Origin of the sequence: Nocardia sp., from assembly GCF_025465275.1 — a bacterium.
Lineage (GTDB): Bacteria > Actinomycetota > Actinomycetes > Mycobacteriales > Mycobacteriaceae > Nocardia.
This window is the reverse complement of the sequence record NZ_JAODNK010000206.1, coordinates 1-22,336: the sequence shown is the minus strand read 5'-3', so window position 1 is coordinate 22,336 and position 22,336 is coordinate 1. Positions and strand designations below refer to the sequence as shown.

Genomic DNA, 22,336 nt, shown 5'->3' with positions numbered 1-22,336 from the left:
CTACCCCTCCTTCTTCATCAGGTTGCGCAGGCAATCGCCCGCGACGGTGCCGATCAGGGCCAGCACCGCGACGCCCAGACCGGGCATGACCGGAATCCACCACTGCTGCAGGAAATAGCTGAGATTGCGGGCCGCGTCCGCACCGAGTTCCGGTGCGGGAGCGGCCTGTCCGAGACCCAGGAACGACAGTGAGGCCAGGGTGAGGATGAGGGTGCCCAGGTCCAGGCTCGCGGCCACCAGCGCACCGGGTGCGGCGCCCGGCAGTAGATGCCGCACGGCCAGTCGAATCGGCCCGACACCACTGAGTTTCGCGGCTTCGACATGTGGCCGGGCAGCCAGCGCACTGATATCGCCGCGAACCAGCCGCGCGTAGAACGGCCACCAGACGATCGACACCGCGATCAGTGTGTGGGTGAAGCCCGGGCCGAGTGCGGCGACCACCGCGATGGCGAGCACCGGCGCGGGCAGCGCCAGGAACGCGTCGGTAATGCGCATGAGCAGGGAGTCGACCCAGCCGCCGACAGCGCCGGCGATCAGTCCGACCAGGCCGCCCACCAGCAGTCCACTGGCCACCACGGCCAGTGCGGCGAACCAGCTCGCCCGCATACCGTAGAGCACCCGGCTCAGTAGATCGCGGCCGATATTGTCGGTGCCGAGCAGGAATCCGTGCTGACCGGGCGCACTCAATGGCATACCGACCGGCAGCAGTGGATCGTAGGGCGCCAGGATCGGCACCGCGACGGCGACCAGCGTCACCACACCGATCAGCGACACCCCGATCCAGTTCCATCCGCCGGGAAATGCGCGCGGCACCACCGTGATTCGGGCGCCGCGCAATCGCGTGAGCGCGGGCAGGGCGACAGTCATCTCAGCTCACCTTCTGTTCGATACACGCCACCTGATGCGTGCCGCCGGGAATGCCCTCCAGCCGGACATCGAGCCGCTCGTCACTGCATGCGGGAATGGCCAGCGGGCAGCGCGGGTGGAAGGCGCAGCCGGAGGGCGGTGCGAGCGGGCTGGCGGGCTCGCCCACGGGTGCGGCGGGCTCGTGCGCCGGATCGGGGATGGAGGCGATCAGCGCTCGCGTGTAGGGGTGCACCGGATTACCGAGAACCTGTTCGGCCGTGCCGATTTCGACAATGCGGCCGAGATACATGACCGCGATTCGGTCGGCGACCACGCGGGCCACCGCCAGATCGTGCGTGACGAAGACGACCGACATGTTCAGGCTGCGGCGCAAGTCGCCGATGAGGTTGATCACCGCCGCGGCCAGCGAGACGTCGAGCGCGCTGGTGGGCTCGTCGCACAGCAGGAGCGAAGGCGGCACCACGGTGGCTCGGGCCAGCGAAACCCTTTGGCGCTGACCGCCCGAGAGCTGACCGGCGCGAGCCTTGGCGACCTCGGGCATGAGCCCGACTCGGCGCAGTGACTCCTCCACCTTGGCGGCACGTTCGGATCGTGAGAGACCTGAGCGCAGTAACCGTTCGGATATCAACTCGCCCACCGACATCCACGGAGTCAATGACGCACCCGCATCCTGGAACACCATCTGCGGGCGCTGCGTGCCGGAGAGCGTGAGCGCGCCGGTGGTCGGCTGTTCGAGGCCTGCGATCACGCGTAGGAGAGTGGATTTGCCGCATCCGCTCTCGCCTACCAGGGCGACCGACTCGCCAGGTTCCACCGTCAGCGATACGCGGCGGAGTGCGTGCAGTGTCGCACGTCGCCGAATGCCGCCGACCACAAAGGTTTTGGTGATATCGCGCAGGGTGATGGCAGCGGCTGTGTCGAGCTTCGGGGCGGTCGCAGCATCGGGAACAGCCTGGACGATCGCGGTGGCCTCCGGCGCCGGTGCGGGATCGACGGTGCTGATCGGCGGCAGGATGCAGGCTGACACCCGGTCGGGTGCGATCGAGACGGGGTCGGGTGGGGCGGTGGCGCAATCCGGCGTCGTGTGTGCGCAGCGCGGGGCAAAAGCGCAGCCGGAGAGAGGATTTGCCGGACTGGGCACCTCGCCGGGGAGCGAGGGCAGTCGCTGATCGGCCGGGGTGTTCAGCGTCAGGCGCGAGCGCAGCAGGCCCCGGGTGTACGGGTGCGCGGGTGCGGCAAGCACCTCGGCGGTGGGTCCGATCTCGGCAATCCGACCGGCGTACAGCACCGCCAGCCGGTCCGAGATCTGCGCCGCCACCCCGAGGTCGTGGGTGATCATCAGAATGCCGCAGCCGAGCTCGTCGCGAATCGTTTTGAGCAGTGCGAGGACCTGCGCCTGCACCGTGACATCGAGTGCGGTGGTGGGCTCGTCCGCAATGATCAGCTCGGGATTGCCCGCAATGGCCATGGCGATCATGACGCGCTGGCGCAGCCCGCCGGAGAGCTCGTGCGGATAACTGCGCATCCGGCGCGCGGGCTCGGGGATGCCCACCGCCGCGAGCAGGCGCTGCGCCTCCTCGGCGGTGCCGGCGGCCTCGATCACCTGCTTTCCGATCCGCATGGTCGGATTCAGCGAGGTCATCGGATCCTGGAACACCGCACCGAGATCGAGCCGGCGCACCCGGGCCAATGTCTTGGCATTCCCGCCGATCATGTCCGTCCCGGCGACGGTGACCGCGCCGTCCGTGCGTGTTCCCGCCGGCAGCAAACCCAGGAGTGAGAACCCGAGAACGCTCTTGCCGGAACCCGATTCGCCGACGAGTCCGAGGATCTCGCCCCGGCGCACCGTCAGTGACACTCCGCGCAGCGCGTGCACGTCGCGCCCGCTGCGCCGGAACGTCACCCGCAGGTCTTCGACAGCGGCGACATCGCTCAGTGCCGTGTCCATCAATGCAGTGCCCATGAACGCTCCTACCGATCAACCTGTCAACCGATAGTTTTTAGGTGCCACTGCGTCTTTCGATGACGCACACGTATCGCTTGTGCTGCCCCTGGTAACTTCTGGATTGCCGATGGTTTCTATCGAGTGACAGAAAACGCTCGGCAGGGGCTGGGGGATCCCGGTTTTCGGGTCTGATCTGCACGAACACAGTTGCGGCCGCGACGGATGGTCTGCGCACCGCAGCACCCTGTGCGAGATGCTCGCTGTCCCCTGGGAATTCGATCGGGCTGCCTCGCGTTCGGAACTCCGCGCCGGAGCGGCTTGTCGCCCCGCCACCGGTGCGAGCGGCGGCGGGCACTCAGGACTCGATCGGCTGCGCGGTCGGGCTCGCCTCTCTGCGGGGCGAGCCTCGTTGCCCGGCATTCGGCGGGAGTCGGTTGGATCGGGCTAGCCTTCGCGCCGGCGCGGCTTGGCGCTCGGCGGTAGGTAACTGGATCGCCGGGCTGGGGGTGGAGTCGGGTTCGGCGGCGCTGTCGTCAGCTGACAGGAGGGTGTGGTGGCCCGGATAGGCTGTCGCAATGCGTGATCTGGGGAATGGGTTCGGCTACCTGGTGGCGGGGCAGCGGTGGGTCGGCCGGAATCGGCGGTGGTTCGGTTTCGGACTGTTGCCGGGGCTCATCACGCTGGTGCTGTACGTGGCCGCGTTCACCGGATTGGCCTTCGGAGCGGACGATTTCGTTGCGTGGGTGACCCCGTTCGCGGACGATTGGAGCTCACCCTGGCTCGGCCTGTTCCGCGGTTTCCTGGTGGTCGGGGTCTTCGTCCTGGGGCTGCTGCTCGCGGCGGTCGCCTTCACCGCGGTCACCCTGATCATCGGGCAGCCGTTCTACGAGAAGCTGTCCGAACAGGTCGACAAGTCCGCATCCCCGGACGGGACCGCACCGGAATCCGGGTTGTCCATGGCGCGCGAGCTGTGGATCTCGACGCGCGACAGTATTCGACTGCTGGCGCGGGCGGCGGTGTGGGCCGTGCTGCTGTTCGCGCTCGGCTTCATCCCGGTGCTGGGTCAGACCGTCGTGCCGGTGCTCGGCATCGGCGTCACGGGTTTCTTTCTCGCCCAGGAACTTACGTCGGTGGCACTGCTGCGCCGGGGTGTTCAGGTCCGTGAGCAGCTCGCGCTGATGCGGTCGCGGCGCATGCTGGTGTGGGGCTTCGGCGTACCGCTGGCGGTGGCATTTCTGATTCCCGTGGTGGCGGTTTTCCTCATGCCGGGAGCGGTGGCCGGTGCGACCCTGCTGGTGCGGGATCTGGATTCGGCCACCGCTTCCTGAGCTACCCGCCCGTCAGAACGGCTTGGTCGGCAGGTATTTGCCGTCCAGGGTGATGACAGCGCGCTCACCACCGTCGGGGTCGGCGACCTTCTGCACATCCAGCTTGAAATTGATGGCGCTGATAATGCCGTCACCGAACTGTTCGTGGACAAGCGCTTTCAGGGTGGTGCCGTAGACCTGCAGCATTTCGTAGAAGCGGTAGATGGTCGGATCGGTCGGGATACCGCCCGGGATCGAGCCGCGCGTCGGGATGGTCTGCAGCAGCAGCGCGGCATCGTCGTCCAGGCCGAGGATTTCGGCGACCGCGACCGCTGCGGCCTCGGGCAGCGGGTGCTGACCGAGAACGGCGGCGGTGACGAAGGCGACCGACAGCCCGGTGACATCGGCAATCTGCTGCCAGGACAGATCCTTTCGCATCTTGGCGTCGACGGCGACGATGGCCAGGGTCTGGCGGGCGGTGGGATCGAACTGAGAGTGCACCATGAGGGGTTTCCTTTCGAACGGTGAGGGTGAGATCAGGCCGGATGGCCGGCGAGGTCGAGTTCTTCGACAGCGCCCGTGGGGATTTCGTATACCCAACCACGGAGGGTGAGGGTGTTCGCGGCGAGCGCCGCGGCCACCGAGGGGTGTGTCGCGAGGTTCGCCAGCTGCGCGGATACATTCGCGCGCACCAGGTTTGCGACGGACTCGCCGGTACTGGCGGCGCGGGCCAGGGAGGCATCGGCGTGCCGGAGCCAGCCCGCGACCGCCGGTGCGCTCGTGAGGTCGTGGCCTTCGGCCAGCGCGGTCATCGCCCCGCAAGCCGAATGCCCGCAGACGACGATGTCCGTGACCTTCAGTATGGCGACGGCGTACTCGATGCTCGCCGCGACGCCGTCCGCGCCGGGGGAGTAGGCGGGCACGATATTGCCGGCGGTGCGAATGACGAACAGCTCACCGGGCTCGCTCTGGGTGATCAGCTCCGGCACCACCCGCGCATCGGAGCAGCCGATGAACAGGGCCGTCGGTCGGTGCGTGGTCGCCAGTTCGGCGAACAATGGCGTCTTGGCGGGAAAGACGGTGCGCTGGAAGCGCGCGACTCCCGCGGCAAGATCGTGCATGGTCACTCCTTCGGATGGAATCTGCCGGTGAGGCTGACCAGATCCACTCTGGCTGACCAGTGCCTATAGTGTCCAAGACGCAGTTCCCATGGGATCTATTGGTCTCATCTATAGTGCGGAAGTGGCCTTGGAACTCCGGCATCTGCGCTACCTGCTCGCGGTGGCCGAGCGCGGCAATTTCACGCGCGCCGCCGAGGATCTGCATGTTTCGCAGCCCACGCTGTCGCAGCAGGTCAAGCAGCTGGAACGCGCTGTCGGCGCGCAATTGCTGGACCGCAGCGGCCGCAGTGTGCGGCTCACCGACGCCGGGACCGCGTACGTCCACTACGCGCGGCGGGTGCTCGGTGATCTGGCCGCCGCGGACCGTGCCGTCAGCGATGTGGCCGATCTTTCCCGGGGCAGTCTGTGCCTGGCCGTGACTCCGACATTCACCGCCTACCTCGTCGGTCCGCTCGTCGAACAGATGCAGGCCCGCCACCCCGGGATCGACGTCGAGGTGCGAGAGTTACCGCAGCATCGACTCGAAACCGGCTTGCTGGCAGACGAATTCGATCTCGGCATTGCTTTCGACGGCCCGCATCTCCCCGGAATCGACGCTACCCACCTGTTCACCGAGAATCTCAGCCTCGTGGTCGGCGCGGATCACCCGGATGCCGCCCGCGACGCCGCGGTACCGGTCGCGACCCTCGCCGACCACCGGCTCGCATTGCTCAGCGGCGGCTTCTCCACCCGCACGCATATCGATGCCTACCTCACCGCCCACGAGGTCAGCCCGCGAATCTCGGTGCAGGCCGACTCGATTCAGGCCCTCATCGAGATAGTCCAGCGCACATCACTCATCACGGTCCTGCCGGACGCCATCGCGGACAGCCACCCCGGCCTGACCTCCATCCGCCTCGAACCAGCCCTGCCCTCCCGAACCGTCGCCCTCCTCAGCCGGGACGGCGCCTACAGCAGCGCCGCGACCCGTGCGTTCCTGACCCTCACCGGCGAACTCATCGACGTACTGGGTTATCCGACGGGTGGGAGTGGCGGCAGTTCGAGGTTGTCGCGGAAGGTCGCGCCGACGTAGTCGTTGCCGACGATATTGCGGCGGCGAAGTTCCGGGAGGAGGCCGTTCAGCAGGAAGTCCCGGGTGCGGGGGTCGGTCAGGCCGCCGAGGGAGATGACGTCGAGTACGCCTGCGTCATAGCGTTCGGCGATGGTGTCGGCGAGCTGTTCGGGGGTGCCTGCGGCGGCCCAGTGGCCGGTGTCCTTGGCGACGATGATCAACTCGCGCAGGGTTTTTCCGGATCTGGCGAAGGCGCTGAAGATTTCCACGCGGCCGCGTCGTCGCTGCACCGACTGCACATCGGGGAGTAGTCGTTCCGGGATCGGCTGATCCAGTGGGAGGTCGGCGAGATCGATTCCGCCGCCGAGCATATCGGCCAGGGCGAGTCGCCCGGCCTCGAAATCGGTGGCTTCGTCGCGCTCACGCACCCGCCGGCGCACCTCGTCCTCGGAGGCGCCGTAGGTCGCGTGGAAGGAGCTCATGATCAGCGGGAGCTCCTCCGACCGTCCCAATTCGGTTGCCCGCGAACGAATCTTCTTCGTATAGGTCACCGCATCCTCGAGCGTCGGCAGCGAGGTGAAGACGACCTCGGCGAACCGCGCCCCGAGCTCGATACCGGCCTCGGACTGACCGGCCTGGAACTGCACCGGTCGCCGTTGCGGCAGCGGCGGGATATTCAGCGGGCCGCGCACCGTGAAGTTCTTGCCCGCGTGATCAATTGGATGAACCAGGGTCGGATCCAGCACCGCTCCGCCGTGTCCATTCGGCGTCAGCGCACCCGGCCGCCAACTGTCGAACAGGGCATTGACGATCTCGATCGACTCCGTCGCCCGCTCGTACCGCTCCTCCGGGCTCGGCAGATCCTGATCACCGTAGTTCTCCTCGCCGAGCGATGAGGTGACCGCATTCCAGGCGGCGCGTCCATTGCTGACGTGATCGAGCGTCCCGAACAGCCGGGCCAGATTGTAGGGATGGTGGAAGGTTGTCGTCACGGTGGCGATCAACCCGACATGGCTGGTCACCGCGCTCAGCGCGGCCAGGAAAATCAATGGCTCCTGCGCGCCGATCGCCCCTTGCGCCCCGAAACTGAGCAGGTCGGCAGCGAATAGGGCATCGAACCTATTGGCCTCCGCGAGCTTCGCGATCTCGATTGCCGACGCCACCGTCGACCGCCCCGGATCCAGCGCGTCCGCATACACATCCGCCGAACCACTCACTCCCGTAACCGTTTTCAACGGCCGCCGCCGTGCGTCACCCATTCCTTCCACGCTAGGACGCCCGCAGCGGAACGACGATGATTACCTTCGCCGTGAACGAAACCCGCCCTATCGGACGGTTCCTATGCCGGCCAGGATGAGGTCGATGCCGGCCAGGAATTGCTCGCGATCGTCGTGGTCGCGCAGCTGTATCGCCATCTGATTCATGAACGGGTACTTCTCGGGGTCATGGGCCCATCGTGCGGCGACGGCCGCGAGGAAGGCTGATCGATCCGTATCGCGCGCGAGCAGGCGAGCGCCCGCGGCGTACTGTCCGGCGAGGCCGAGGATGTAGTTCACGAGCGCGGACGCGGAGTCGAACTGCGCGCGTTCGGGAACGCCGAGCGCCTGGAGTTGCCCGCCGATGCCTTCGAAGATCTGCAATGTCGCGGATTGCCAAGGCTCACTGGAGAGTTGGGTGCCGACCCAGGGGTGTGCGTCGATCGTGTCGAACACCCCGAGGGCAATGGTCCGGATCGCCTCCCGCGGGTCGGCATCGCTGACCACATCGGTCACGACACGGGCGATGACGTCGTTGGTGGTCGCGGTGAGTAGTTCGTTCTTGTTCGCGACGTGCCAGTAGATCGCCCCGGCTCCCGTTGCCAGGCGCGCGGTGAGGGCGCGGAAGGTCAGCGCGCTCTCACCGTCGGTGTCGAGGATTTCGATCGCGGCCTCGACGATGCGCTCGCGGGAGAGCGGTTCCTCTCGTCGCTCGGTACGACGCGTCCTGGGTGCCATGCGGCCATTGTGACACATATCTGGAACGACGTTCCAGCTTGACAATCTTGGAACGTTGTTCCAGACTGTTGTGGAACAGCATTCCAGGGCCGACCGGGTGACCGGCAGGCCGCGACACGAAAGGAACCACCATGACCACCGAAATCGCAATCATCGGCGCCGGGCTCGGAGGACTCACCCTCGCCCGCGTCCTGCACGTCCACGGCATCCCGTCGACGATCTACGAGGCGGATCCCTCTGCGGCGGCCCGTACCCAGGGCGGCCAGCTCGACATTCATAAGGAAGACGGGCAGTTCGCCCTCGCGGCAGCCGGCCTCACCGACGAATTCCGCGCGATCATCCACGAAGGCGCCGAGGCGGTCCGCGTGCTCGATCCGAATGGCGCGCTGCTGCACGATGACCCCGACGACGGCACGGCAGCCCGTCCCGAGGTGCTCCGCGGCGACCTGCGCCAGATCCTGCTCGACTCCCTGCCCGACGGAACGGTCCAGTGGGGACACAAGGTCACCGCGGTCCAGCCCCTCGGCGATGGTCGGCACGAACTGACCTTCGCCGACGGCTCGACCGCGACCAGCAACCTCCTCGTCGGCGCCGACGGCGCCTGGTCGAAGGTCCGCCCGCTGCTCTCCGACGCCAAGGTCGAGTACATCGGCACGACCTTCATCGAGACCTACCTGTACGACGTCGACGAGCGGCACCCCGCGACGGCCGCAGCGGTTGGCGTCGGCGCAATGTACGCGCTGACCCCCGGAAAGGGGATCACCGTGCATCGCGAGGCAGGGGACATCCTGCACACATACGTCCAGCTGAACCGCTCCGCCGAGTGGATCGCCGGCATCGACTTCACCGACGCCGCAGCCGCCACTGCCCGACTGGCGGCCGAATTCGAAGGCTGGGCACCAGAACTCACCGCACTGATCACCGCCGGCGAAACGGCACCGGTCCCGCGCATGATCCACACCCTCCCCGACGGCCACCACTGGGACCGCGTCCCCGGCGTAACCCTCCTCGGCGACGCCGCACACCTGATGCCGCCATCCGGCGACGGCGCCAACCTGGCCATGCTCGACGGCGCCGAACTGGCAATGGCCATCGCCGCGCACCCCGACAACATCGAAGCCGCCCTCACCACCTACGAAGCCGCCCTCTTCCCCCGCAGCGAGTCCTTCTACGCAGACGCCCACGAAATCCTCGACCTCTGCTTGGGCGCCCGCGCCCCCTTCGGCCTGATCGACCTCTTCACCGGCACCCTCGCCACCGCAAACGAATAACCCGAGTCCAGCGGCCGGAATAGTCTCGGCCACCACAGCCCGCGTGTCATCGCGTGCCGCTGTGGGTTTCGGTGAACGGCAATAGTCGGAGCGATCTCCGGCATGCCGCCGTAAGGTGATCCGCAGTGAACAATGCTGCGGCACACATCAATTGACCGGTCTTCTGACCCCGCCGTATATGCCTCGCCGCACGATGGCTGGTTGCAGCAGTGACCACGCCGGGATTCGGAAGGCTTGACCGCCCGGGGTGAATATCTCCAGGGTGTTGCGCTGGGTGCCCACCACCGAACCCCATCGTCGGGCTGCCGGTTTGAACGGTTTCGGTGTTCCGCCGTTCAGGTCGGCCTGAATGTTGTGTGCCAGAAGGGTATCGGCGCGGCTTCTGGCCGATGTCCGTAGTGGGTCGGTCGCGGCTACGTCTCCGATTGCGTACAGGCCCGGCGCGCCGGGGACACGGAGATACTCGTCGACTACGACGAAACCGTCGTCGTCGAGGAGCTCGTCCGGCAGCCATGTCGTGTTCGGAGTGACCCGGCCGACCGTCCAGAGCACGGCAGCGGCATTGCTCGCTGACTGCCCGGTACTCCACTCGACCTTTCCGCTGGTGATCTCGTCGCAGCCGAATCCGTCCGGGATCTCCGCGCGGTGTTGTGGGTGCAATCCGACACCGAGGCGTTCGAGTCGTGTGCTCAGCATGCTCCAGACCTTGCCATGGTGGTGTGAAAGTGCGCGCTCACCAGGGAAATACAGGTCTACTCGTTTGTCCGGCCAGGTGGTGGCCACATTCAGGGCGCCGCTCACGGCAGCGGCCCCGCCGCCGAGAACGATCACCGAGTCGGCGGCCGCGAGTCGTTCGTGATCCGCGGCGATGGCAGCGGCGACCTGGTCGCGGGTCTGTAGGTCCGGCCGCCGCCAGAAGCCGTTTGTCACGCCCGTCGCGATCACCAGCACGTCGTACGGCTCGGTGGCGGTGGCGCCGTCGGGTCCGGTGAGGTGGACCCGACGTGCCGCGAGGTCCGATCGTGTCAACCTGCCGTGCACGGTTCGCACCGGATCGAGCCGGTGATAGCGATCGAAGGACACCCAGTAGTCGCGGGCCCACTCGCGCGGGCGGGACAGGCGCAAACCCAGTTCTTGACCACTGACCAGGCCCGGCTTGCTCGAAATGCCGACCACATCAGCATGTTTCGAGAGATGAATGGCTGTCAGCAGACCGGTGTCGCCGAGACCCGCGACCAGAATACGAGGGCGGCTCACGCTGCATGCACCCTTTCCTTGCGTGGGGGACGCGGAACGAAGCGCGGTACCCGGTCGATCACATCCTGGTAGTCCGGCCTGCGTTCGAGGCTGCGCTTCTCCATCATCGGGATGCTCGCCCCCTGGAACATCGCGCACAAGGCGATCGCACCGAGGAACACCCACCACCAGTCGTGCGGGGCGGCGGCCAGGCCGAAGAGCCCGAGTGAGAGCCAGAAGGTGAACTCGCCGAAGTAATTCGGGTGCCGCAACCGAAGCATCGGATAGCGCCAGTCCTCGTGGTGCAGACCAGGAAACACGTAGAGCCAATTACCGGTCAGCCGGATTGCCCAGAACATGATCACGCCCAGCACCCCGCCCCGAAGGTGAGGATGTGGGCGATGCCGACACGCGCGATCGACTCGGTCTTGCTCATGCGATGACGGTACCTAGAACATGTTCCAGTTCGCAGGGTTCTGTGGCAGCTCGTGCCGGGGCGATAACGATGCGTCCGATACGGGATGGGGTTCGCGCGGGACGATGCGGCGGGTGTGGGCGTAGACCGCGGCGTGTACGCGGTCGCGGACACCGAGTTTGGCCAGGACGTTCGATACATGGGTTTTGACCGTCTGTTCGCCGACGCCGAGGGTGCGGGCGATTTCGGGATTCGTGTAGGCGTTGGCGATCAGGAGCAGGACCTGATGTTCACGGGCGGTGAGGGTTTCGACTTCCGGGGCGGCGGGGAACGGCTCGATTCCGGCGGTCAGCCGCGCCATCAGGCGGCGGGTCAAGCCCGGATCGATCAGCGCGTCGCCGCGTGCCGCGGTCCGGATGGCGGCGACCAGACCCTCGGACGGCAGCGTCTTGGTGAGGAATCCGCTGGCGCCGAGACACATTGCGCGGTACAGGTTTTCATCGGACTCGCAATTGGTGAAGGTGAGGATCTGGGTCGTATCGCCGAATACCGAGGTCGGTGCGCCGGGAGCCGAGTAGTCGAGACCGGGCATATCGAGGCAGACCAGGGCAACGTCGGGTTGGAGTCGCTGGATTTCGCGTATGGCAGCGGCCCCGTCGCCGACCTCTGCGACGCATTCGATATCCGGCTGGGTGCCGATGACCGCTCGCACGCCTGACCGAAAGACGATGTGGTCGTCCGCGATCAGTACTGAAATCGTCGAGTGCGCGGAGGCCTCGATGGCTGCCGGCTGCCGATCCACGAGGCCGGTGACCTCGACATGAGCAGCGATCGGTTCGTCGCTGATCGTGCCGCCGACCGACAGCGTCGCCGCGGTGATGGCGAGCGCGAGTGAGGACGCGGCCCGAAGCAGCGGGCGGGTCGAGGGAGTCGTGGCCATACCGTCCGACTGTAGTTTCAGCGGAGGAACCCTTCGTAATTCCTGTTCAGCAGTTGGCTCTCGATCTGTTTGACGGTATCGAGGCCGACGCTCACCACGATCAGTACCGAGGTACCGCCGAGCGCCAGGGTCTGGGTCGTGTTGGTACCGCCGAAGTGCAGCAGCAGGTTCGGCAGTACGGCGACGGCACCGAGGTAGATCGAACCGGGCAGGGTGATCCGGCTGAGGACGTAGTTGAGGTAGTCCGCGGTGGGTTTACCGGGGCGATAGGCCGGGATGAAGCCGCCGAACTTCTTCATTTCGTCCGCGCGTTCCTGCGGATTGAAGGTGATCGCGACGTAGAAGTAGGTGAAGAACACGATGAGCGCGAAGTAGATCGCGACGTACACCGGGTTGCTCGGGTTGACCAGGTACTTCTGAATGAGTTGCTGCCACTCGGGCGGATTGCCCGAAGTCTTCTGGGTCAACTGCGTCAGCATATTCGGCAGCGACAACAGCGACGACGCGAAGATCACCGGGATGACACCGGCTTGATTGACCTTCAGCGGCAGATAGGTCGACGAACCGCCGTACATCTTCCGGCCCACCACGCGTTTGGCGTACTGCACCGGAATTCGGCGCTGGCCCTGCTCGATGAAGATCACACCCACGATGGTCAGGAATACCGTGACGCCGATTCCGGCCAGCATCAGCACACCTTTGCTGTCCAGAATCGCCTTGCCCTGGGACGGGATGCGAGCCGCGATTCCGGCAAAGATCAAGAGCGACATGCCATTACCGATGCCGCGCTCGGTGATCAGCTCGCCGAACCACATGACCAGCGCGGCGCCCGCGGTCATGACCAGCACAATGCTGATCATGCTGAAGAGCGAGTTGTCGGCCAGCACATCCTTGGCGCACCCGCGCAGTAGCTGGCCGTGCCCGGCCAGCGCCACCAGGGTCGATGCTTGCAGGACCGCCAGCGCGACGGCCAGGTACCGGGTGTACTGCGTGATCTTGTTCTGACCGACTTGGCCCTCCTTGCGCAGTTCCTCGAACCGCGGGATCACCACGGTCAGCAGTTGGGTGATGATGCTCGCGGTGACGTACGGAATGATGCCGATCGCGAAGATCGAAAGCTGTAGCAGCGCACCGCCGGAGAAGAGATTGATGAGCTGATAGACACCGCCGGAGTCGCTGCCGGACGCGATATCGATGCAGTCTCGCACCGCCTTGTAGTCGACGCCGGGTGACGGAAGTATCGCGCCGAGACGAACCAGCGCGAGCAGTCCGAGCGTGAGGAGAATCTTCCGCCGTAGATCCGGAGTCCGGATAGCCGGTACTAGGGCGGAAAGCACAGATCCTCCTGATGAACGACGCTGTTGGACAGGCGAATCCCATTGCGTGCGATAGGGATGAACCGGCCGGGGCCTTTTGACGGTACGGATTACCCCTGCCCGCCCACGTCGCCCGAGAGTCGGACTTCCGTCTCCCTCGATAGGGGGAACCCATCACTGCCCGCCGCGCTCCGGGTGATGCGTGGCCCGACCCCAACCGCACGTCGAGCGCTGGAAACGCCGACTCCGAAGCGGTGGCCGCGGCTCGATGGCCCGGGTCGGTAGCCTGTTCCGGTGGGGTCAACAGACAACGCACCGAGCACGGCGGCGCGGCCGGGCATTGCACTGGCGGCGGTCACCGCCGTACTTTTCGTAACCTTCCTCGACACAACGGTTGTCAGTGTCGCGCTCGGCGATATCCGGCGTGAACTGGATACCGACGTGATGTTGCTGCAGTGGGTGGTCAATGCCTACACGCTGGTCTTCGCCAGTCTCATGCTGGCGGGCGGATCGCTCGGTGACCGGTGGGGGCGCAAGCGCGTCATGATCGCCGGATTGGCGATCTTCTGTGCCGGATCGGTGATCGCGGCGCTCGCGGCCAGTGTGCCGGTGCTCATCGCCGGTCGCGCGATCATGGGGTTGGGCGCGGCCGCTTCGGAACCGGGCACACTGTCGGTCTTGCGGCACATCTTCCCGGATGATCGGGCGCGTGCCAAGGCGCTCGGTGTGTGGGCGGCAGTATCCGGACTGGCGCTGGCAGCCGGACCTGTGCTGGGCGGAGTGCTCGTCCACGCGTACGGGTGGCGCTCGATCTTCTGGTTCAACCTGGTGATCGGGGCGGTGGCGCTCGCGGCCGCGCTGTGGTCCGTCCCGGAAAGCGCCGATGCCCGCCCGGGTCCTCTCGACCGGGCCGGAATCCTGCTCGGCGCAACCTTTCTCGGATCGGTGATCTATGCCGCAACGACCGGCGAGGATCGGGGTTACGCCGCGCCTTCGGTGATCGCGCTGTTTGTCCTCGGTGCAATAGCTTTGGCGGGTTTCGTCGTCGTCGAAGCGCGGGCCCGCGCCCCCATATTCGACTTTCGATATCTACGCCTGCCGGCGGTGCGCGGTGCGCTGGTGGTCGCCTTCGCCGTCTACTTCGGCATCTTCTCCATCTTTTTCCTCACCGCACTGTATCTGCAAGTGATGCAGTCGTATTCGGGTGCGCGCACGGCCGCGGTCTTCGCGCCGATGGCTGTCGCGATCATCGTCGGATCGCTGGGCGCGGGCTTCTGGGTGGCGCATCGTGGTGCGCGCACTCCCATGATCATCGGTTGTGTACTCGGCGCCGCCGGAATCCTGCTGACCCGCCAAGCCCTCGCCGGTCCACTGCACGATCTGCCGCTGGCAGGTGCGATGGCGGTGGCCGGGTTCGGATTCGGTATCGCCGTAGTGCCTTTGACCTCGGCCGTGATGTCCGGCGTACCGGCGGAGCACTCGGGCATGGCCGCCGCGATGACCAATACGATGCGCCAGGTCGGTTCCGCGGCCGGCGTCGCTGTGCTCGGTGCACTGGTGAATTCGTTCCTCGCCTCGGAAATGAAGGCGCGCATGACCGAATTGGGTTTGCCGGGCCCGCTGCAGCCGGCCGTCGTCGACGCCGTCGAACGCGGACGCATCCCCGAGGGCGCCGACCTCTCCCCGTATCTCAAATATCTGTCGAAGGTCTCCGAGGTGCTCGATACCGGAAAAGCCGCATTCCATCACGGACTCGATGTGGCACTGCTGGTTTCGGCGCTGATGATCCTGGCCGCGGCGGCCTTCGCCGCGCTGGATGCGGCATTCCATCGAGCGTACGCCGAGACCGGACACTGAATCGGGCTGCCGCGCAACGCTTTACGTCGCGCGACAGCCTGCTGCCGGATTCGGAAGAGCTATTTGGCGGGGGCGGAGGAGCCGGCGGCGACACCGATGGTGTTGATGATGGTGGTCCAGAAATTGCCCAGCGGCGTGGTGCCATTGCTGGAGCTCATGGTGGTGAGGCTGGAGGAGCCCGATGTGGGGGTGGTATCGGCGGAGGCGGGTCCGGCGACGGTTACCAGGGCGGCGGCGATGGCGATGGCGGCGAGTCCGGCACGACGAGTGGTGGAGGTCATGGCACGGAACTGTAGTGAAATTGAGACGTTTCAGACTGTAATTGGAGACATTGGCCCCAGGACCGGAACATCTGCACCCCACGCGGCGTAACCCTCGCCAATCTACGGTGCCGAGCGCGCCGGTACCGGCGAAATCTAGGTCGAATGACTGAATCAGCTTGTGCCGGTCCGCATCAGGCTCTTCTGGAGGGCCGCACGAGCCCTCGGATCGAGGGAAGTCATGAGTGCTGGAACAAGAGTGAACGTGGTGCTCGTCCACGGCGGGTTCGTGGATGGTTCGGGCTGGCAAGGGGTTTACGAGATACTGCGCAAGGACGGGTATCGGGTCAGCGTGGTGCAGAACCCGACACTGACCCTCGCGGACGATGCGGCCGTGACACACCGGGCGCTGGACGCGCTGGGTGGTCCGGCTCTGCTCGTCGGGCATTCCTACGGCGGCGCGGTCATCACCGAGGCCGGAACGCACGATGCGGTGGCCGGGCTCGTCTATATCACCGCGTTCGCGCCGGATGCGGGTGAATCGGTACTGACCCTGACCTCCGACCCCGCGCCCGGCGCGCCGGTGCCGCCGATCCTGCCCCCGCAGGACGGATTCCTCTTCCTCGACCGGGAGAAGTTCCACGGTTCGTTCGCCGGTGACCTGTCGGCGGAAGAGGCTGCGTTCCTGGCTGATTCGCAGGTTCCCTGGGGTCTCGGTGCCGCCGGCGGCGAGGTCGGCGTGCCGGCCTGGCGCGTCAAGCCGAGCTGGTATCTGCTCGCGACCGCGGATCGGATGATCCCGCCGCCGGTGCAGCGCACCATGGCCGAGCGGGCGAACGCGACGATCACCGAGGTGGCGGGCAGTCACGCGGTATACGTTTCGCAGCCGGAGGCGGTCGCCGCCCTGATCAAGGAAGCCGCCGACGCGGTGTCCGAGTAGGCGACTGCGCCGGAGAGTACCCGCGGCCGCCCTGCCCTCGATTAGCATCGGTGATCGTGGCGTCGGTGCAATTGGTCGGCCGGGACAGTGAAGTCGCCCAGTTGAATTCGTTCACGAAGGATTCTGCTGTGGACGGCGGCGCAATGCTGGTCGTCGGCGATGCCGGTATCGGGAAGTCGGTCCTGCTCACCGCCGTAGCGGAATCGGCTGCGGCGGCGGGCATCCGGGTCTTGCGTTCCGCCGGAGTGGAATTCGAGGCCGAGGTGGGCTTCGCCGGACTTCATCAGCTGCTCTATCCGCTGCAGGAGGACCTGCGGCAGCTCGATTCCCCACACCGGAGGGCGCTGGGCGTCGGATTGGGGCTGTCGGACGGTCCCGCTCCCGATCAGCTGACCCTGTCGAATGCGGTGCGGGCGTTGCTCGTTCGGGCCGCGGTGGATGCGCCACTCCTTCTTGTCGTCGACGACCTGCACTGGATCGACCGGGCCAGTGCACTGGTCTTGGGCATGGTCGCGCGCCGTCTGCAGGGCACCCGGGTGGGTTTCGTCGCGGCGGTACGTACCGGCGAGGACAGCTTCTTCGAATCCGAAGGACTGCACGAGATCGAGGTCGGTCCGCTCGCCGAAGCGGCCGCCGCGGCATTGTTGATCGAGCACTTCCCGGAGCTGGCGACGCGGACTCGACAGCGCTTTCTCGCTGAGGCGCAAGGAAATCCGCTGGCGCTGCTGGAATTGCCGGGCGCGCGCAGTGCCCACCGGGCGCCGGGGGTCACCCGGGTCGGCCGTCGTCTGCATACCCTCTTCGCCCGGCGGATCGAGAGCCTTCCGGCTCACTCGCGGCAGCAACTGCTGCTGGCAGCGCTGGCCGGTGACGAGCCCGGCGTATCACCGGCGATCCTGGCCGGTGCGCACGGTGCGACCGATCTCGATCCGGCGGAGGAGCTCCGGCTCGTGCACATCGACGCCGACACCCATCGGCTCCGGTTCCGGCATCCATTGATCCGTGCGGCGGTAGTGGATCTGGCCACGCACGACCAGCGGCGCCGGGCTCATCAGGTGCTGGCCCAACGGTTTCCGGAGGATTCGCAACGGCATGCCTGGCACCTGTCCCACGCCACCGCCGACCCTGATGAACACGTTGCCGAACTGCTCGAGCGGGCAGCCACGCGGACACAGCGCCGGGGCGATCCGGTGGGCGCTGTCGGATTGCTGTTGCGCGCCGCGGAACTCAGCCCGCTACCCGACAACCGCAATCGCCGGGTCATGATCGCCGCGTACCTGGGCGTGGACATCAACGGCGATCTGACCGAGGGTCATCGGCTGGTCGAAGGCGCCGAGCGGGGACCGGGCGGCTCGCTGGCCGGGGCGGTCGCCGCCGCGGCATTGATGATCAACGGCGGTGGCGATATCGACACCATCCACCAGCTGCTGGTCAATGCGATCAAGGGCGCCCGTGATCCCTCTGACGCCCACGACCTGGCTCTGGTCGAAGCTCTGTACGTCCTGCAGGCCGCCTGCGTATTCGGTTCCCGGCCGGGCCTGGCAGCCGACTTCCATGCCGCACTCGATCGTCTCGATCCCGAGCCGCCGGAGTTTCTCGTCCTGCTCGGCAGCACATTCATGCTGCCCGCCCGTCTCGCCCTCGCCACGATAGGGCGACTGGACGCGGCGATCGCGGGCATCAGCGATCAGACCGACCACGCGTATGTCGTGCGCATCGGAATCGCCGCCATCTACGTCGACCGGGTGGCGGGCTGCCGCGCGGCGCTGGAACAGGTGGTGGCGCACGGCCGCGCGGGTGGTGCGATCACGTCTGCGATCGAGGCGTTCGTCGTGCTCGGTGACGAGGGTTTGATGACCGGCGAATGGGACCGCGTGCAGCGGATGGCCGGCGACGGGCTCGAGCTCGCCGAACGACACGGATACACCTTGCTCGGTGGGTTTCTGCACTTCCAGCGTGCCTATGTCGCGGCCGCACGCGGTGACGGCGATACCGTGAAAACCCTTGCGGACGAACTGATCCGGTGGGCTGCTCCGAACCGGGTCGGGCTGGTACTGCACTACGCCGCGCATGCGAGGGCGCTCGCCGAACTGGGGCGCGGCGAGTACGAGTCGGCCTATCAGCACGCCGCCGGAATCTGCCATCCGGACACCGTCCCGGCGTACGCGCCGCACACGCTGTGGGTGATTCTCGATCTGGTCGAGGCCGCGGTCCGTGCAGGGAGGACAGTCGAAGCCGCCCAGCATGTGTCCGATATCGTCGATGGCGGCATCTCGGCGATCTCGCCGAGGCTCGCGCTGGTGGTGGCCGGAGCCCAGGCGGTGGTCGCCGCACCGGACAGCTATCGCGACCGATTCGAGGCGGCGCTCGCGACACCCGGCGCCGATCGATGGCCGTTCCATCAGGCGCGAATCCAGCTCGCCTTCGGTGAGCGCCTGCGCCGCGCGAAGATCAAGGCCGAGGCCCGTCGTCACCTGTCCGCCGCTCTCGAAACCTTCGACCGTCTCGGGGCCCGGCCGTGGGTGGATCGTGCCCGTAATGAACTGCGCGCCACCGGCCTCGGCGCTGCGCCGGCCACGCCCGTACCGATCGACGCCCTCACCTCACAGCAACGAGAGATCGCCCTCCTCGCCGCGTCCGGCCTGACCAACAAGCAGATCGGCGAACGACTGTTCCTCTCACCGCGAACCGTGAGTGCTCACCTCTATCAACTGTTCCCGAAACTCGGAGTGACCTCCCGCGCTGCACTCCGTGACGCCCTGAATCCACCGGCCAGGGAGTAGCCGCGGCGTAAGTTACTGCGGGCAGGTCGATTTGATGGGTGTACCGGCGAACAGGTCGCCGATCCACGGCAGCCACTGAGCGACCACAGTGCTCGGGGCATCGTGGCCGCCTGGGACGACCAGGTCGTGGACCGGGGTGCCCAGGGTGCACATCTTGGCGATTGCCGCGGTGGACCATGTGGTGCTCACCAGGAGATCGGCGTCGCCGCGGACGATGTAGGTGGGCAGGGTGGTCGCCGATTTCGGCAGGTTGGTGCGTGATTCGAGGCCGGAGACCGTCTGTGCGGCCGCATCATCGGCGAAGCGGGCCTCGTCGGGGGTGGCCGCCGTGCCGAGGGCGATGTCCGCGGCGGTCATATCGCCGGTGCACAGCGACTCCAGATGCGGTGCGGCAGTGAGCAGGTCACCGTGCAGGACCCGGTCGTAGCCGAAGTCGGGGTTGCTGTAGCGCACCGCCTCCACCAGATACGGCAGGACCAGGTATTGGTCGGGGGCGTTGAGCGTTCCGGCGCGGACAGCATCGACGAAGTTGACTTCCAGCGCCGGGGACAACAGCACGACTCCACGGATATTCAGTTCCGGCGCATAGGATTTCGCGGATTCGGCGGCCGATTCCGCGGCCCGCCCGCCCTGGGAGGCGCCGGCGAGCACCGTATCCGAGGCCAGCGGCAGCCCGGTGGCTCGCGCGGCGCGCACCGAGTTCAGCACGTCGTAGCCGGAGGACGGGGTGTCCACATACGGTGCGTTGCCCGGGCCGTCGAGTCCCTGATAGTTGGTCATCACCACGGCTCGATTTCCGGCCAGCAACTGTTCGACCGTGGGAGCGGAGCCGAACAGTGTGGGCGAATTGGTGGGCGCGCACGCGCTGACGACGCCGGAGGTGCCGTGCGCGAACGCGATTACCGGCCAGCCCCCGGCGGGCGCATCACCCTTCGGCAGGAACACCGCACCCGACACCTCGATCGGCTGTCCGGCCGGGGAGGTCGACTGGTAGCGGATGTAGGTGGCCGAGGACAGGGCCGACGATAAGGCGGGGTCGAGGTTGCCCAAAGGTCGCTTGGATATCAGCATTCCCGGTGATGCCGCCGTCGGCGTGGCCGTATCTGTGGACGTGCCGCACGCCGCGACGACCATCGCCACCAGTATCGGGAAGAGAATTCGCGCTCGCATACCGCTCCTTGGGGTCGGATCCGATACTGGCCACCGTGATTCGCCAAAATATAGCCGATACCGGCGAGGTAGCCTCGGGCGATGAGTTCCCAGGGGGAGATTCACCGCTCGGTGTCGACCTGGCAGCAACCCGTCCCGCCGCCCGCGTCCCCCGAGCGCACCGCATTGGTCGCTCAGGTAGCCGACCGAATCCTGGCGCTGGGCCCCGGGCGGCTGCGCGTCGGCATCGACGGGCTGACGGCTGCGGGCAAGACGAGCTTCGGTCATGAGCTTGCCGACCGGATCAGCCGAGCCGGTCGGCCGGTACTGCGGGCAAGCCTGGATGACTTCAAGAGGCCCTGGAGCGAGGCACACCTCTATGATCGCCTATCCGGGGAGGGCTACTACCGCAATGCCTTCGACTACCTTGCGATTCGGACCCTGCTCCTGGAACCCTCCGGTCCGCGCGGTTCCGGCGTCTGCGCGCTGTGCGCGATCGACCCGCTGACTCAGGTGGACCATTCGTCGGTGTCGACCGCAGTCGCCGACAACGCGGTGCTGATCGTGGACGGGGTTTTCGCATTCCGCCCGGAGATCAACGCGTACTGGGACTTCCGCATCTGGCTGGAAGTCTCACCGGAGGTCTCGGTGCGACGCGGCGCGGCACGAGACAATGACGAGGCGGTTCACCGCGACCGGTACCTCCCGGCCGAACGGATCTACCTCGCCGAGGTCGATCCGATGCGGTTCATGGACATCGTCATCGACAACTCGACATTCGAACGGCCGCAATTGAAATAGCGTGCGGGGCGTTGCGACTCAAGCCGGTACCGGCTTGCGTTTTGCGGCCTTTTTAGAGCGGGCGAAGCGGCGCATGATCGGGGTGTCCACCCAGTGGTACAGGCCCGCGGCGATGATGGTCGCGACCACCAGGCACAGGAGGGTGAAGCCGGCCCAGCCGACAATGCCGAATTCCTTTCCGCCGATGAGGTATCGGGTGACCACGACCATTACCGGGAATTGGATTAGGTAGAAGGCGAAGGAGACATTGCCCAGCCAGACCATGCGGGGATGGGAATTGAGGCTGCGGATTCCGTGCAGATCCCGGACGGCCATGGTGGCGATGACCGCGGTCATCGGGGGCAGTAGCAGGACCGACATCTTGTAGTTCACCGGGACCACCCAGGTGGCCGCGTAGGCGGCGACCAGCGTCACGAGCGGAAGCGTGAGACTGGTGTTGCGCCAACGGCCTTCGAGGACCAGGCGGGCTGCCAGGACGCCGAGGAAGAACTCCGGCAGTCGCGACGGCGGGAAGTTGTAGCTGAGCCAGTAGGACGGGGAGACCGGGATATCCGGCTGCAGGAACCAGGCGGGGGAGGCGTGCAGCTCGAAATACGGTGAGGTATTTCCTGGAACCAGCCGTGGCGCAAAGGCATTCGCAATGCCCTTCGGTCCGTCCGTCCACAGGAAGTACGACGTGTGCAGTGCGACGATCGCGAGCATCAGCAGCCCGAGGGCCAGCCACAGTCGCCGGGTCGGGATCCGCCGGATCAATGGCAGCACGATCGGAAAGCTCAGGTAGAAAAGAACTTCCGACGCCAACGACCACGACGGCACGTTCAGCCCGCCCACCGTGGTCCATTTCGGGACCCAGGTGTGCACCAGCAGCAGGTTCGGCACCCAGACGATCAGGCGCGAGAGCGGCACGCTCGCAACGACGATGAACGTCGCGGCCGCCAGCAGGTGCATCGGATAGATCTTCAGTACCCGCCGGCGATAGAACGCGCGCGCCGACATGCCCGGCCGGAACGACCAGTAGATGATGAAGCCGGACAGCACGAAGAAGAACGTGACTCCCGCGGCGCCCAACTGCATCGGCACCCA

19 protein-coding genes and 1 pseudogene are annotated in these 22,336 nt (G+C 66.5%); 7 read left to right on the top strand and 13 right to left on the bottom strand.

Annotated features, from left to right (window positions below; translation table 11 throughout):
• Positions 1-867, bottom strand: a complete 867-nt coding sequence (locus JWN03_RS41855; RefSeq protein WP_297627875.1) for an ABC transporter permease — start codon at positions 865-867, stop codon at positions 1-3.
• Between the two features lies 1 nt (position 868).
• Complete coding sequence (locus JWN03_RS41850; RefSeq protein WP_297627873.1) at positions 869-2,830, bottom strand: dipeptide ABC transporter ATP-binding protein; 1,962 nt, start codon at positions 2,828-2,830, stop codon at positions 869-871.
• A gap of 557 nt (positions 2,831-3,387) precedes the next feature.
• Here JWN03_RS41850 and JWN03_RS41845 point away from each other — a divergent pair.
• Positions 3,388-4,140, top strand: a complete 753-nt coding sequence (locus JWN03_RS41845) for an EI24 domain-containing protein (RefSeq protein WP_297627871.1) — start codon at positions 3,388-3,390, stop codon at positions 4,138-4,140.
• Between the two features lie 12 nt (positions 4,141-4,152).
• Here JWN03_RS41845 and cynS read toward each other — a convergent pair whose 3' ends face one another.
• Positions 4,153-4,623: a cyanase gene (gene cynS / locus JWN03_RS41840; protein WP_297627869.1), complete on the bottom strand. Its 471-nt coding sequence runs from the start codon at positions 4,621-4,623 to the stop codon at positions 4,153-4,155.
• A gap of 32 nt (positions 4,624-4,655) precedes the next feature.
• Positions 4,656-5,240, bottom strand: a complete 585-nt coding sequence (locus tag JWN03_RS41835; protein ID WP_297627866.1) for a carbonic anhydrase — start codon at positions 5,238-5,240, stop codon at positions 4,656-4,658.
• A 127-nt stretch (positions 5,241-5,367) separates the two neighbouring features.
• On the opposite strand from JWN03_RS41835, the gene cynR reads away from it, so the two are divergent.
• Complete coding sequence (gene cynR, locus JWN03_RS41830; RefSeq protein ID WP_297627915.1) at positions 5,368-6,312, top strand: transcriptional regulator CynR; 945 nt, start codon at positions 5,368-5,370, stop codon at positions 6,310-6,312.
• On the opposite strand, the gene JWN03_RS41825 is transcribed toward cynR, so the two are convergent.
• Both JWN03_RS41825 and JWN03_RS41820 read right to left on the bottom strand, forming a co-directional pair.
• A complete protein-coding gene (locus tag JWN03_RS41825; protein ID WP_297627863.1) occupies positions 6,252-7,550 on the bottom strand; it encodes an NtaA/DmoA family FMN-dependent monooxygenase in 1,299 nt (432 codons plus the stop codon). The two genes, cynR and JWN03_RS41825, sit on opposite strands and share 61 nt — an antisense overlap.
• A gap of 66 nt (positions 7,551-7,616) precedes the next feature.
• Entirely contained in the window at positions 7,617-8,285 is a 669-nt protein-coding gene (locus JWN03_RS41820) for a TetR/AcrR family transcriptional regulator (protein ID WP_297627860.1), read from the bottom strand.
• Between the two features lie 131 nt (positions 8,286-8,416).
• Between JWN03_RS41820 and JWN03_RS41815 the strand changes: the two genes are divergently transcribed.
• The gene (locus JWN03_RS41815) at positions 8,417-9,556 is read left to right on the top strand and encodes an FAD-dependent oxidoreductase (RefSeq protein WP_297627857.1); all 1,140 of its coding nucleotides are present in this window, start codon (positions 8,417-8,419) and stop codon (positions 9,554-9,556) included.
• A gap of 147 nt (positions 9,557-9,703) precedes the next feature.
• Here JWN03_RS41815 and JWN03_RS41810 read toward each other — a convergent pair whose 3' ends face one another.
• The 4 genes and pseudogenes from JWN03_RS41810 to secY all read right to left on the bottom strand — a co-directional run bounded on the left by JWN03_RS41810 (position 9,704) and on the right by secY (position 13,484).
• Positions 9,704-10,813, bottom strand: coding sequence for an FAD-dependent oxidoreductase (locus JWN03_RS41810; protein ID WP_297627854.1), 1,110 nt, complete (start codon positions 10,811-10,813; stop codon positions 9,704-9,706).
• Positions 10,810-11,157, bottom strand: a pseudogene (locus JWN03_RS41805) (DUF1295 domain-containing protein); the annotation flags it as partial. The gene JWN03_RS41810 and the pseudogene JWN03_RS41805, both read right to left, overlap by 4 nt.
• An 84-nt stretch (positions 11,158-11,241) precedes the next feature.
• The gene (locus JWN03_RS41800; RefSeq protein ID WP_297627851.1) at positions 11,242-12,147 is read right to left on the bottom strand and encodes a LuxR C-terminal-related transcriptional regulator; all 906 of its coding nucleotides are present in this window, start codon (positions 12,145-12,147) and stop codon (positions 11,242-11,244) included.
• Between the two features lie 17 nt (positions 12,148-12,164).
• Entirely contained in the window at positions 12,165-13,484 is a 1,320-nt protein-coding gene (gene secY / locus JWN03_RS41795) for a preprotein translocase subunit SecY (protein WP_297627848.1), read from the bottom strand.
• A gap of 273 nt (positions 13,485-13,757) precedes the next feature.
• Here secY and JWN03_RS41790 point away from each other — a divergent pair, with 273 nt between their 5' ends.
• Positions 13,758-15,320, top strand: a complete 1,563-nt coding sequence (locus JWN03_RS41790) for an MFS transporter (RefSeq protein WP_297627845.1) — start codon at positions 13,758-13,760, stop codon at positions 15,318-15,320.
• A gap of 59 nt (positions 15,321-15,379) precedes the next feature.
• Here JWN03_RS41790 and JWN03_RS41785 read toward each other — a convergent pair whose 3' ends face one another.
• Positions 15,380-15,601 (bottom strand): hypothetical protein, encoded by a 222-nt coding sequence (locus JWN03_RS41785; RefSeq protein WP_297627843.1) that lies wholly within the window; start codon positions 15,599-15,601, stop codon positions 15,380-15,382.
• A gap of 220 nt (positions 15,602-15,821) precedes the next feature.
• Between JWN03_RS41785 and JWN03_RS41780 the strand changes: the two genes are divergently transcribed.
• Together JWN03_RS41780 and JWN03_RS41775 are read left to right on the top strand one after the other, a co-directional pair.
• Complete coding sequence (locus JWN03_RS41780) at positions 15,822-16,520, top strand: alpha/beta fold hydrolase (RefSeq protein ID WP_297627839.1); 699 nt, start codon at positions 15,822-15,824, stop codon at positions 16,518-16,520.
• 56 nt (positions 16,521-16,576) lie between these two features.
• Entirely contained in the window at positions 16,577-19,303 is a 2,727-nt protein-coding gene (locus tag JWN03_RS41775) for a helix-turn-helix transcriptional regulator (RefSeq protein ID WP_297627836.1), read from the top strand.
• Between the two features lie 12 nt (positions 19,304-19,315).
• On the opposite strand, the gene JWN03_RS41770 is transcribed toward JWN03_RS41775, so the two are convergent.
• Complete coding sequence (locus tag JWN03_RS41770; protein ID WP_297627833.1) at positions 19,316-20,473, bottom strand: lipase family protein; 1,158 nt, start codon at positions 20,471-20,473, stop codon at positions 19,316-19,318.
• 81 nt (positions 20,474-20,554) lie between these two features.
• Here JWN03_RS41770 and JWN03_RS41765 point away from each other — a divergent pair, with 81 nt between their 5' ends.
• Entirely contained in the window at positions 20,555-21,253 is a 699-nt protein-coding gene (locus tag JWN03_RS41765) for a hypothetical protein (RefSeq protein WP_297627830.1), read from the top strand.
• An 18-nt stretch (positions 21,254-21,271) separates the two neighbouring features.
• Here the strand turns inward: JWN03_RS41765 and JWN03_RS41760 are convergent.
• A partial coding sequence (locus tag JWN03_RS41760; protein WP_297627827.1) for an acyltransferase family protein occupies positions 21,272-22,336 on the bottom strand: 1,065 nt, incomplete at its 5' end.

What these genes read in the sequence shown, in the direction of transcription:
- JWN03_RS41785 (WP_297627843.1), bottom strand. Translation starts at nt 15,601, where the DNA reads ATGACCTCCACCACTCGTCGTGCCGGACTCGCCGCCATCGCCATCGCC.
- JWN03_RS41835 (WP_297627866.1), bottom strand. Translation starts at nt 5,240, where the DNA reads ATGCACGATCTTGCCGCGGGAGTCGCGCGCTTCCAGCGCACCGTCTTT.
- JWN03_RS41765 (WP_297627830.1), top strand. Translation starts at nt 20,555, where the DNA reads ATGAGTTCCCAGGGGGAGATTCACCGCTCGGTGTCGACCTGGCAGCAA.
- cynS (WP_297627869.1), bottom strand. Translation starts at nt 4,623, where the DNA reads ATGGTGCACTCTCAGTTCGATCCCACCGCCCGCCAGACCCTGGCCATC.
- JWN03_RS41770 (WP_297627833.1), bottom strand. Translation starts at nt 20,473, where the DNA reads ATGCGAGCGCGAATTCTCTTCCCGATACTGGTGGCGATGGTCGTCGCG.
- JWN03_RS41800 (WP_297627851.1), bottom strand. Translation starts at nt 12,147, where the DNA reads ATGGCCACGACTCCCTCGACCCGCCCGCTGCTTCGGGCCGCGTCCTCA.
- JWN03_RS41780 (WP_297627839.1), top strand. Translation starts at nt 15,822, where the DNA reads ATGAGTGCTGGAACAAGAGTGAACGTGGTGCTCGTCCACGGCGGGTTC.
- JWN03_RS41850 (WP_297627873.1), bottom strand. Translation starts at nt 2,830, where the DNA reads ATGGGCACTGCATTGATGGACACGGCACTGAGCGATGTCGCCGCTGTC.
- JWN03_RS41825 (WP_297627863.1), bottom strand. Translation starts at nt 7,550, where the DNA reads ATGGGTGACGCACGGCGGCGGCCGTTGAAAACGGTTACGGGAGTGAGT.
- JWN03_RS41855 (WP_297627875.1), bottom strand. Translation starts at nt 867, where the DNA reads ATGACTGTCGCCCTGCCCGCGCTCACGCGATTGCGCGGCGCCCGAATC.
- JWN03_RS41815 (WP_297627857.1), top strand. Translation starts at nt 8,417, where the DNA reads ATGACCACCGAAATCGCAATCATCGGCGCCGGGCTCGGAGGACTCACC.
- JWN03_RS41845 (WP_297627871.1), top strand. Translation starts at nt 3,388, where the DNA reads ATGCGTGATCTGGGGAATGGGTTCGGCTACCTGGTGGCGGGGCAGCGG.
- JWN03_RS41820 (WP_297627860.1), bottom strand. Translation starts at nt 8,285, where the DNA reads ATGGCACCCAGGACGCGTCGTACCGAGCGACGAGAGGAACCGCTCTCC.